Genomic DNA, 10,630 nt, shown 5'->3' with positions numbered 1-10,630 from the left:
GGCGATCATCGCCCATCCGCTCGTCATTGTGTTGATCGCAGTGCCCATCCTGATCCAGGTCTATTTCAACGCTGGGCTCGCTTATTGGCTGAGCCGTCGGTTCGGGGTGGCGTGGTGCGTGGCGGCTCCGGCCGCGCTGATTGGCGCCTCCAACTTCTTCGAGCTTGCGGTTGCCGCAGCGATCAGCCTATTCGGCCTCAACTCGGGTGCGGCGCTGGCCACCGTCGTCGGCGTGCTGGTTGAGGTGCCGGTGATGCTTTCGGTCGTTGCGATCGTGAAGCGGACGCGGCCGTGGTACGAAGCGGGCGCGACGGCGTGACGCAGGTCTATTTCTCGGAGGCGCGGCACGCCGACGATGTTCTCCGGCTCGCGCTCGAAGCCGCGCAGCTCCCGACCGACGATCTGGGTGGTCCCGACCAAATGTTCTTCAGCCTGTCCGACGATGACGGGCTGATTGGGTTCGTTGGCCTTGAGGGCGACGGCGCCGACCGGCTGCTCCGCTCGCTGGTCGTGCTGCCGACCCGTCGCGGCCGAGGCTATGGGCGCATGCTGGTCGAACGCCTCGAACGGGTAGCAGACGGCACGGTCGAGCGGCTGCACCTCCTCACCAATGGTGGCGCCGAGTTCTTCCGAGGGCTTGGTTATGTCGACGCCGATCGCGACGCCGCACCCGCCTTCATCGCCGCGACCGCGCAGCTCACGTCGCTGTGCGGTCCTCGCGCGACCTATCTCGTCAAGGATCTTGGATGACCCGTCTCCGCACGCTGACCGACCCCGACCATCTCCCCGCGCTTGATAGGAGCATTGCGAATACCCGGCCGGGTGCGGGCCTCGGCGACGATCAGCCTCCGCCGCGCATTCTGCTGCTCTACGGGTCGCTGCGCGAGCGGTCCTTCAGCCGGCTCGCCGCTGAAGAAGCGGCGCGGCTGCTGATCCTGTTCGGCGCCGAGGTGCGGATATTCGACCCGAGCGATCTGCCTTTGCCTGATCAGGTGAAGGGCGACGATCATCCCGCCGTGCATGAGCTTCGTGAGCACGCGCTCTGGTCCGAAGGCATGGTCTGGTGCAGCCCCGAACGGCATGGCCAGATCACCGGCATCATGAAGGCCCAGATCGACCACCTGCCGCTGGAGTTCGGCGGCATGCGGCCGACCCAAGGCCGCACGCTGGCCGTCATGCAAGTGTCGGGCGGCTCGCAATCGTTCAACGCGGTGAACACCCTGCGCCTGCTCGGCCGCTGGATGCGGATGATCACCATCCCCAACCAGTCGAGCGTCGCGATGGCGTTCAAGGAGTTCGACGAAGCCGGGCGCATGCGCCCGTCGAGCTATTACGACCGGATCGTCGACGTGATGGAGGAGCTGGTCCGGTTCACGATCCTGACCCGCAGCCATGTCGGCCAACTCGTCGACCGCTATTCCGAACGGATGGCTGATAAAGCCACGCGGGATGCGGCAAACGACTTGGCTTCGCAGTCGACCGCCGACGTCTGACGTTGCGCCCCGAGAGGGATCAGGCCGACCACCGCCAGCTCTTTGGGTTAGCGCGGCGGTCGGCCTGATCCCTCTCAACCTGTGGGGCTAAAAAGACAGGTTGGAGTGCTGGACCTAAGCTGCAACTGTGCCGCCCCAGAGAAATGCTCGGCAGCGTCGCGTTGGTGAGGACATTGGCCAGCAGGTCGTAATAGGGTGGCCAGTGCTTGAACCGGCGCGGCGTGTAGCGAACGGTCTCGTAGCGGATGCCGCGCGCGGCCATCCAGGCGGCGATCATCTTCTGATAGGCGTAGGTCTCCGGCTTCTCGATGCCCGGGTCGCCGGTCAGGACGAGATCGGGCGGGGTTCCGCGGCTTTCGAGCTCGACGAGCAGCGCGGTGCTGTCGATGCCGATCCCGTAGGCGAGCACCACGGGGGCAGGTTCGGCGACGCGGATATAGTCGATGTCGCGAATATGCGCGGCGGGCGCGGGAGGATCGGTCGCCAGCATGGAGGCGCTCCGTTCTCGCGCAGTCCATCTGCGCGCCGAACGTCCCCCCGCCTCTCCTCCTCGGCCCTGGGTGGTGGAGGCGCATCGTCACTCGGCGTCCTGAAGGCTGGACTCCCGATCGTAGAGATCGAGATGGACGCCGATCGCGGCCGCCTCGTCGGTTGTGAGGTCCCGGTGGTCATCGCTGTCGAGGGCGGTGGCCATCTCGATCACCGGATGAACCGATACGACCTGGCCTGACGGAAGCCGGAAGAGGTTGGTCGATCCGTCGATTTGCTCGGTCCCGTCGGGGACGTCGAAGCGGCCATGGATTTCGAACTCGACATGCATCAGACTGCTCCTCTGCTGAAGACGATATTGCGGCCCCACCGGCGGACGCGAAGCCGCCGAAAGAGCAACGGCACGCGGATGCCGACCTCGAAAAGCGGCCCCCCTTGGAGATGAATTGGATGAGGGACATCGCCGATCGAATTGCGGAGCTTCTGGCGGACCAGCTTGGTGCCGATCGCGACAAGGTTACGCCCGACGCCCATTTTATCGATGACCTCGGTGCCGACAGCCTCGACGTCGTCGAGCTCGTCATGGCTATCGAGGAAGAGTTCGATATCTCGATATCGGATGCCGATGCCCAGAAAATCCAGACCGTCGGCGACGCGATCGCTTACGTGCAAAGCGCCAAAGCCTGACTCCGGCATCGAACATCCGGGAGGGTTTTGGGATAAGGCAGCCTGGGCAGCGTCCGGCCGTTTCTACGGGCGCTGCGGGTCAGCTCGAAACAATAGGTGAAAAGCCCGGCGGTGCGATGACGGGTCAGGAGGCCTTCGGTCTGAAGACGGCGGAGCCAGGTTTCCGGCTGCTCCCGAAGGCCCGGACCTGGCAGGCCGAGGCCGACGATCTGTGTGATCGCGCCATCCATGCCCCGTTCGCCGAGACGGATTTTGGAGAACGTGCGCTCAGAGATGGTGCGGTCACCAGCGCGAAGGACGATGCGCGGCCGGGAAATGCCCCGGTGCGCGCCGGACAGGGCGGCATAGACTCTGCCGACATGACCTGCCTCGGGATCGCTGGCGGCATGGATGAGCATTCCTCGATGCCCGGCATATTTTCATAGAGGATGTCGGCATCGAAGTGCCAGGCATTGCGTTCCGAGGCAGGCGTTGGCGCGCGGCTTCGTCGTCGATCTCGCCGTCTCAATAGTACATCGCGATTTCATCGAAGAGCTCTGGTAGCCGAAGGCCGGAAGGGCGGTGCCAAGCGTCTCACCGAGGGCAGCGCAAGCACTGGGAGTTTTATTTCGATCCAGCCGAAGCGAATCCGCCGGGACTAAGAGACCGAAATTATTCGAAGAATTTCGATTTGTGACCATACCGGCACGATGCGGTGCTGGACTTCAGGCGCCAGGCACACCCAGTGACAACGCATTCGCCAACGCCATCACCTCGGTTCACTCGCTAGATCTTGACAAATAATTAGCTCATCCTCTTCGCTCATCTCAAAAGCACCAACTCTTCCGCCATGCTGGGATGCAGCGCCACGGTGTCGTCGAAGTCGTGCTTGGCAAGGCCCGCCTTCACAGCGACCGCCGCAGCTTGCAATATCTCCGGGGCGTCTGGCCCAATCATGTGCAGTCCCACGACCCGGTCCGTCGTGGCATCTACCACCATCTTGTACAACGCTCGTTCATCGCGGCCCGCCAGCACATTTTTCATTGGCCGGAAATCGGACGCGTAGATTTTCACCGCGCCCAACTGGTTGCGCGCCTGCGCCTCGGTAAGACCCACGCCAGCCACTGGCGGGTGACTGAACACGGCGGAGGGCACGCAGCGATAATCAACTTTGCGTCGATTACCTCCGAAGACCGTATCGGCGAAGGCATGGCCCTCGCGGATCGCCATGGGGGTCAGTTGCAGCCGGTCGGTCACATCGCCTACCGCATAAATGCTCTCGCAACTCGTCCTGCTATAGTCATCGACCTCGACCGCGCCCGTCTTGTTCAGCACGACACCGGCGGACTCTAGCCCAAGCCCATCTGTGTTTGGCCGCCGCCCGGTCGCAAACAGCACAATGTCGGCCACCACGGGATCGCCGCTTTCGAACCGGACACAGAGCGTCCCGTCCGTGTTCTTTTCGATCATCTCCATCTTCGCATTGAAACGGAAATTGATTCCCTTCATTATCGAAATCTGGAGCAGCCGGTCACGGATCTGCGCGTCATATCCGCGCAGCAGGTCGGTGCCGCGGTTGACCATCGTCACATGGCTTCCGAGCTGGTGGAAAATACCGGCGAACTCGTTGGCGATATAGCCGCCGCCGACGATGACGATGCGACCGGGGCACGAGTCCAGGTGGAAGACCTCGTTGGACGTGATGCCATGCTCCGCCCCCTCGATCTCCGGCACGATCGGCCAAGCGCCAGTGGCGATCAATATGTAACGGGCGCTGATGTCGCGCCCGCTAGCCAGCTGCACCGAATGCGGCCCGGTCACCGTTGCGCGCTCGTGGATCAGTTCGACTTGGTGGCTGTCGAGCGTGCTCTTGTACAACCCCTCCAGCCGGTCCACGTCGGCCAACACATTATCGCGCAGCGTGATCCATTCGAAGTCGCACTCGGGCACGTCCCAGCCGAAACGCCGCGCATCTTTCAGGTCCTCGGCGAAATGCGCGCCGTAGATGAGCAGCTTCTTGGGCACGCAGCCGCGGATGACGCACGTGCCGCCGACGCGATATTCCTCGGCCACCGCGACCGTGGCGCCATGCGACGCCGCGACACGGGCAGCGCGCACCCCGCCCGATCCCGCGCCGATTATGAGAAGGTCGTAGTCATGGGAGGGCATCGATCAATCCAGCACAACAGGCGCGCATTTCCAGTAAACGTGGTCAGGCAGCGCCTTCGCTTTCCCGGGTCTCGACCGGACGCGCAGTGCGCGGCTTCCGCCTCAGCGCATCCGGGATAAGCCCGTCCAGATCCGCCTTGATGAGAAGAGCGAGACGCTCCGAGCCCGGCCGCATCTGGTTGATGCCGCCGCCATTGAACCAGAGGCCGCGCTGTCCAGTCTGGCTCCAGACATTCGCCCATTCCCCCTCTTCGTCGAGGCGTGCGATTTCGCCGACATGCTCCGCCACCTGCTCGCCAAAGGCATCGGCAAGTTCCGACTTGCGGCTCTGATAGCCCGTAGCGAGGATCACGATATCTGCCTCGATCACCGAACCGTCCGTCAGCCGGGCGCCATTCGCCACGAACGTGTCGAGCCGGTCGAACTGTTCGATCTTGATCTTGCCGTCCGCGATCAGTTCGGACGTCCCGGTGTTGAGATAATAACCACCGCCGGTGCGAAGGAAGAGATCGAGCCAGCCTTGACCATTTACGCCATCTCCAAGTTCCAGCCCCTGCGCCGCCAGCCGGTTCAGAAGCGGCGCGTCCATCTCCTTCGCCATTTTATGATAGGTCTGGCTCGCCTTCTCGCGCAGCGGATTGATAAGGCCAATGCCGTACCGGATGTCGACCAGCCTGGTGGGGATTTCTGGGTCCAGATAGGCCGCATACGCGAGATTGGCGGTGTCGACATGGTTCACCACGACAGCGCCACGCTGCAGCATGGTGACGCTCACGCCGCCTTCGTGCAGGTTCCGGGCGATATCGTGTGCGCTCGTGGCCACACCCACGATGATGGCGTTCCTGGCGCTATAATCCTCGCTTTTCGTATATTCCGACGAGTGCATCACCTTGCCGGTGAAGCTGTCGAGTCCGGGCAGTTTCGGAATCGAGGGTTTGCCGCCGATCCCTCCGGTTGCAAGCACGATATGGCGGGGATGCAGTTGCCGTTCCTCCCCGCCGTGCGGACGAACCCGCGCCGTCCAGCGGCCCGTCTCGTCATCATAGCGACCGCCTAGAAACTCGGTCCCGGTCCACACATTGAGATCCATGTAGCGGGCGTAGAGGTCGAGCCATTCGCCGATCAGATCCTTGGGAAGATATTGGGGATAGTGGGGAGGGAAAGGCAGAAAGGGGAATTCGTTCATCTCCACAGGATTATGCAGGTAAAGCGAATCGTAGCGCTTGTTCCAGCTGTCCCCAACATTGTCATAGCGATCGATATTGAGCACGCTGACGCCGAACCGACGCAGATAGGCAGCCGTCACCAGGCCGGCCTGGCCGGCGCCGATCACCACCACGTCAGGGTCTCTATCCTGATATTGACGCGCGGCATCGATATGCTGTTTCCAGGTCTCACCGGCAAAATTGGGGGTAAACCCCCGTCCGCGCGGATGGGGCGCGGGACGCTCGATGGTCTTAAGATCTTCAAGCCGGGTGAAGACGGCGCGCGCCTTGAGACATTCGCCTTCGTCCTGAACGGCATTGAGCAGCAGGACACCCTTGCCCGAGCGGGTTTCAAAATCGAAGAAGGCCTCGACGAACGCCGCGTCGCCTTCGCCCAGAACATGTGGGGCCGGCCAGTCCGCCGCCAGCCGGCAATTGCGCGGCCTCATGTCGTCGGAAAGGGCAAGGAGCGTGTCCACCACCGCGTCGCGACCATGATATTGGCGAAAGTCCCAGGTCAAGGCACCATTATCGCGCAGATAGGCGGGATCGCTGAAAAGCGCCGCTAGGCGGGTCGCATCCTTCGCCTCGATGGCGCTTTCAAAGACTGACATCCATTCGGCAGCCGCAAGCAGGATTTTTTCGTCGCTCATGAGGGCATCCCAATCTTCATTCTTCATTCAAGGACGACGGGATACCCACCAAGCTGCCGCACGCGCGTTTCCGTGGCCTTTCAGGAAAGCCCACCCTCTCGAACGGCGGCGATATCGCTCCCGCTTCCATAGCGCGATACGTCCGACTGCCATGTCCCGCAATCGCCATCACCAACATGTTCTCCATACGAACATGCCAAGCCAGTCGAGTGTACAGGCAAGCCTGAACAATTTAGCGGGTCATCAAGCCGCGATTATCGCAGATCCTGGGATGGAGGCGTTCGCTCGGCGAACAGGCGTGCCATTTCCATTGCCATGATTGCCGGCAGGGCTATCGCGTAACTGAAAATCGGATGAAGGAGTAGGACAAATGGATATCGTGATCTATCCCAGCCTGAAGGGAAAAGTCTGCTGGATCGCCGGCGGTGCGAGCGGGATCGGACGGGCGACTGCAGTCGCAATGGCGAAGAACGGTGTGAAGCTCGTCATAGCTGACATGGACGAGCAGATGGCGGACGAGGTGCTCGATCTGGTGAAGGCGGACGGAGGCGAGGCGATTTTCACCGGGATGAATGTGCTGGAAGATGACTCCGTGAAGTCCAGTATCGAAGCCGGCCACAAACATTTCGGCCGCATCGACATCATCGTGAATTCGGCGGGCAGGACGAGCACGGCCCATTATGACGATTTCGAGCGCAACGTGGATATGTTCCTGCTGGGCACCTGGCGGGCGATACGAGCGGGCCTGTCTGTTCTTCAAGGCAACGGCGGTGGATCGATCATCAACATCGCCTCGATCGCGGGCGTGACCGGTTCGATTGGTCCCACTGGCTACGGCCCCTCCAAGCATGGCGTGGTTGGCGCGACCAAGGACGCCGCCCTCAAATATGCGAAAGAGGGCATCAGGGTGAACGTGGTCTGCCCCGGCTATATCAGCACGCCGATGACCGAAAGCTTCCAGCCTACGAAAGAAGAAAGCGACGCCTTGATCAACGACAAGTTGAGGGTACCGATGGGACGCTGGGGCGAACCGGAGGAAATCGCAGCCGTCATCGCGTTTCTCGCGTCGGATCAGGCATCCTTCATCACGGGACAGGCGATCGTCGTCGATGGCGGACTAACCGCGCGCTGACGCCCGCTTCCAGGCCGAAAACAAGCGGTCAGGTTGCGGCGATGTTCTTGCGTTCGGCGAAATCCTGCAGGGATTGCTCCACCTGCTCGACGCACTTGCGAAGTCTGCCGAGATAGCGGTCCGCCGCCTGCCCGGTGGTCATGACGCTGCGGAAGAAGACGATATTGACGGCGCCCGCCACCCGGCCGTCGGGCGAACGGATCGGCAAGGCGATGGCGCTGATCTTCGTTTCGGTCTGTCCGGCCGAGGCAGCATATCCGCGCTCGCGCACGCCATCCAGAAGCCTTCGGATGGCGCCCCGGTCCCGGATATCGTCCGCGTTGGGACCGCCCATCCTGTCGATGATCGACAGCGCGCTTTCGAGTTCCTCTTCGGCCATCGCGGACAGGATGGCGACGCCCAGGGCGGACCGGACGAGATAGCGCTCCTTGCCGATCATGCCGCGATGGATGGACATCGGACTGATCCGGTGCGTCGAAAGACGGATCAGCACGCGCCCGCCTTCAAGGCTCGCAAAATCACAGGGCCACAGCACGTCCTTGGTTAGTTCGAACAAGGGCGGCCAGGCGAACTGGGTAACGACATCGTCGTCCTTCAGCGCGTCGGCGAGATAGGCGAATTTCGGCGTCAGTGCGACGGCCCCGTCATCGGCGCGCCGCGTCACATAGCCGAGCTGCTCCAGCGTATTGACGAGCCGGTAGGCGGACGATCGTTGGATGTTGGCGGCCATGCTGAGATCGCCGACCTTGGCCCATCCCATCTCGCTCAACGCCTCGATGATCTGCAAGCCCCGGACCAGAGATCGGACGTCCTTGTAGGGATTGCGTTCAGGCAGATCCATATTGCCTCACTCGTTCACCAAGTGAACAAGGCTGCAATTCGTGTTGCAAAAGATCAAGCGTTTTTCAATCGTCGGCACATCATTTCAAACATCCCGCGCCACGGCGGATCCGCGTCAGGAGAGATTGCATGATTGTTGGTTCCGTGTGCCTGTCGCATAGTCCCCTGAGGGACAGCAGCAGGCCGTCCGCGGACATTGAGGCGCGGTTCGACGATGCCCTCCGCAAACTCGCAGCGATCGTGGCAGACAAGAAGCCTGATTTCGCGGTGATCTTCTACCCCGATCATCTGAACGGCTTCTTTTATAAGCTTTTGCCGCCCTTTTGCGTCGGTATCCAGGGCGCCTCGGTCGGTGATTATGGGACGGCGGCGGGACTGCTGGACATCCCGGAGGATCGCGCGAGCGCGCTTGCCCGCTTCCTTCTGGATGCCGGCATAGACGCCGCGATTTCCCATGACATGCATGTCGACCACGGCGCCGTCCAGCCGCTAGAATGGCTGTCCGAGGGCCACGCGCCGCTTCCGGTCATTCCGATCTTCGTGAACTGCGCCGCCGCGCCGCTGCCCACGTTCGAGCGGGTGCGGGCGCTGGGCCGAGCCGTAGGCGACTGGGCGCGCGAGGCGCCCGAACGCATCCTCATCATCGGGTCGGGTGGCCTGTCCCACGATCCACCGATGCCATCGCTCGCCACCGCCTCGCCCGAGGTGCGTGCGCGACTGATCGGCGGAACGCCTCTGCTACATGCCCAGAGATTTGCCCGTCAAAACCGGGCGCGAACGGAGGGACAGGCCATGGTGACCGGCACATCCTCGCTGCTGCCCGCCAACGCGGAATGGGACCGCACCCTTCTGGACGCATTCGTGTCGGGCAACCTTTCGGTCCTCGACAACGTAACAGACGCGGCCATCGCCCAAACGGGAGGGCGCGGCGGGCATGAAGCGCGCACCTGGATCGCCGCGCTGGCAGCCTTGCGTCCCGGATATGCCGGGCATGTGCATTTCTACGAGGCAATCGACGCCTGGATCACCGGAATGGGCCTGCTGGAGGCCACGGAAGCCTGATCGTCGCGCCCTTTCACTCCCATCCTTATTGGAAGACTTCCCATGTCTGCATTTCACAATTCCGTCTGGTCCGACCTTACGACCGTGTCCTTCACCCAAGGCTATCTCGATGCCGACGGCATCAGGACCCGCTTCATCTCCTCGGGCACCCCCGACAAGCCACTGCTGCTACTGATCCACGGCACCGGCGGCCATGCCGAGGCCTATAGCCGCAACTTCGCATCGCATGGCGAGCATTTCTGGACGGTTGCGGTCGACCTGATCGGCCATGGCTGGAGCGACAAGCCCGACTGCGCCTATGAGATTCCCGATTACGGCGCCCATGTGCTTGCCGTGCTCAAGGCGCTGGGACGGGACAAGGCGCACATTTCGGGCGAATCGCTGGGCGGATGGGTGGCGGCCTGGCTGGCGCTGCATCATCAGGACAAGGTGGACCGGCTGGTGCTAAACACGGCCGGCGGATGGACCGCTCATCCGGAGGTGATGGCGCGGATCAAGCTGCTCTCCATGGAGGCCGCGCGCGATCCCAATCCTGCCCGTATTCGATCCCGGCTTGAATTCCTGATGCATGACGTCACCAAGGTAAACGACGATCTGGTGGAAACGCGTCGCGCCATCTACGCGCAACCGGGCTTCCCCGAGGTCATGGAGAAGGTGCTGTGCCTTCAGGACATGGATACCCGCCGGCGTAACATGTTCTCCGACGCGGACACCGGGCGGATCGCTGCGCCCGCCCTGGTCCTCTGGACATCGCACGATCCCACGGCTTCCCCCGCCGAGGGCAAGCGGATTGCCGACCTGCTGCCGAACGCGCGATACGAGGTCATGAACGGATGCGGTCACTGGCCCCAGTTTGAGGATCCGGCGAAATTCAACCAGATTCATCTGGATTTCCTCCTTGGCCGCTAAAACTGACGGCCA

12 protein-coding genes and 1 pseudogene are annotated in these 10,630 nt (G+C 62.5%); 7 read left to right on the top strand and 6 right to left on the bottom strand.

Annotated elements, in window-relative coordinates; all coding sequences use genetic code 11:
• From MJ601_RS17505 to arsH, 3 genes are all read left to right on the top strand, one after another.
• A partial coding sequence (locus MJ601_RS17505; RefSeq protein WP_491572929.1) for an arsenic resistance protein occupies positions 1 to 319 on the top strand: 319 nt, incomplete at its 5' end.
• Positions 292 to 750, top strand: a complete 459-nt coding sequence (locus tag MJ601_RS17500) for a GNAT family N-acetyltransferase (RefSeq protein WP_242128773.1) — start codon at positions 292 to 294, stop codon at positions 748 to 750. The genes MJ601_RS17505 and MJ601_RS17500, both read left to right, overlap by 28 nt.
• Positions 747 to 1,493: an arsenical resistance protein ArsH gene (arsH, locus tag MJ601_RS17495; RefSeq protein ID WP_242128770.1), complete on the top strand. Its 747-nt coding sequence runs from the start codon at positions 747 to 749 to the stop codon at positions 1,491 to 1,493. Before MJ601_RS17500 ends, arsH begins: the two co-directional genes overlap by 4 nt.
• Before the next feature lie 115 nt (positions 1,494 to 1,608).
• On the opposite strand, the pseudogene MJ601_RS17490 reads toward arsH, so the two are convergent.
• Positions 1,609 to 1,983 (bottom strand): annotated as a pseudogene (locus tag MJ601_RS17490) (hypothetical protein); the annotation flags it as partial.
• 87 nt (positions 1,984 to 2,070) lie between these two features.
• Positions 2,071 to 2,313: a hypothetical protein gene (locus MJ601_RS17485; protein ID WP_242128767.1), complete on the bottom strand. Its 243-nt coding sequence runs from the start codon at positions 2,311 to 2,313 to the stop codon at positions 2,071 to 2,073.
• A gap of 119 nt (positions 2,314 to 2,432) precedes the next feature.
• Between MJ601_RS17485 and acpP the strand changes: the two genes are divergently transcribed.
• Positions 2,433 to 2,669 carry an acyl carrier protein gene (acpP, locus tag MJ601_RS17480; protein WP_242128765.1) on the top strand — a complete coding sequence of 79 codons (237 nt, stop codon included), beginning with the start codon at positions 2,433 to 2,435 and terminating at the stop codon, positions 2,667 to 2,669.
• On the opposite strand, the gene MJ601_RS17475 is transcribed toward acpP, so the two are convergent.
• From MJ601_RS17475 to MJ601_RS17465, 3 genes are all read right to left on the bottom strand, one after another.
• Positions 2,645 to 3,067 (bottom strand): hypothetical protein, encoded by a 423-nt coding sequence (locus MJ601_RS17475; RefSeq protein WP_242128763.1) that lies wholly within the window; start codon positions 3,065 to 3,067, stop codon positions 2,645 to 2,647. The two genes, acpP and MJ601_RS17475, sit on opposite strands and share 25 nt — an antisense overlap.
• 403 nt (positions 3,068 to 3,470) lie before the next feature.
• A complete protein-coding gene (gene gorA / locus MJ601_RS17470) occupies positions 3,471 to 4,817 on the bottom strand; it encodes a glutathione-disulfide reductase (RefSeq protein ID WP_242128761.1) in 1,347 nt (448 codons plus the stop codon).
• Positions 4,818 to 4,860: 43 nt separating this feature from the next.
• Positions 4,861 to 6,675, bottom strand: coding sequence for a flavin-containing monooxygenase (locus MJ601_RS17465; RefSeq protein WP_242128759.1), 1,815 nt, complete (start codon positions 6,673 to 6,675; stop codon positions 4,861 to 4,863).
• A gap of 370 nt (positions 6,676 to 7,045) precedes the next feature.
• Here MJ601_RS17465 and MJ601_RS17460 point away from each other — a divergent pair, with 370 nt between their 5' ends.
• Complete coding sequence (locus MJ601_RS17460; protein WP_242128757.1) at positions 7,046 to 7,807, top strand: SDR family NAD(P)-dependent oxidoreductase; 762 nt, start codon at positions 7,046 to 7,048, stop codon at positions 7,805 to 7,807.
• Between the two features lie 28 nt (positions 7,808 to 7,835).
• Here MJ601_RS17460 and MJ601_RS17455 read toward each other — a convergent pair whose 3' ends face one another.
• The gene (locus MJ601_RS17455; protein ID WP_242128755.1) at positions 7,836 to 8,648 is read right to left on the bottom strand and encodes an IclR family transcriptional regulator domain-containing protein; all 813 of its coding nucleotides are present in this window, start codon (positions 8,646 to 8,648) and stop codon (positions 7,836 to 7,838) included.
• A 128-nt stretch (positions 8,649 to 8,776) separates the two neighbouring features.
• Between MJ601_RS17455 and MJ601_RS17450 the strand changes: the two genes are divergently transcribed.
• The gene (locus MJ601_RS17450) at positions 8,777 to 9,709 is read left to right on the top strand and encodes a 3-carboxyethylcatechol 2,3-dioxygenase (RefSeq protein ID WP_242128753.1); all 933 of its coding nucleotides are present in this window, start codon (positions 8,777 to 8,779) and stop codon (positions 9,707 to 9,709) included.
• Between the two features lie 42 nt (positions 9,710 to 9,751).
• Complete coding sequence (locus MJ601_RS17445) at positions 9,752 to 10,618, top strand: alpha/beta fold hydrolase (protein ID WP_242128751.1); 867 nt, start codon at positions 9,752 to 9,754, stop codon at positions 10,616 to 10,618.
• Positions 10,619 to 10,630: the final 12 nt, after the last annotated feature.

It is taken from the genome of Sphingobium trunci (assembly GCF_022664535.1).
Lineage (GTDB): Bacteria > Pseudomonadota > Alphaproteobacteria > Sphingomonadales > Sphingomonadaceae > Sphingobium.
The sequence above is the reverse complement of the archived record's forward strand: the minus strand, read 5'-3'. Positions and strand labels throughout refer to the sequence as shown.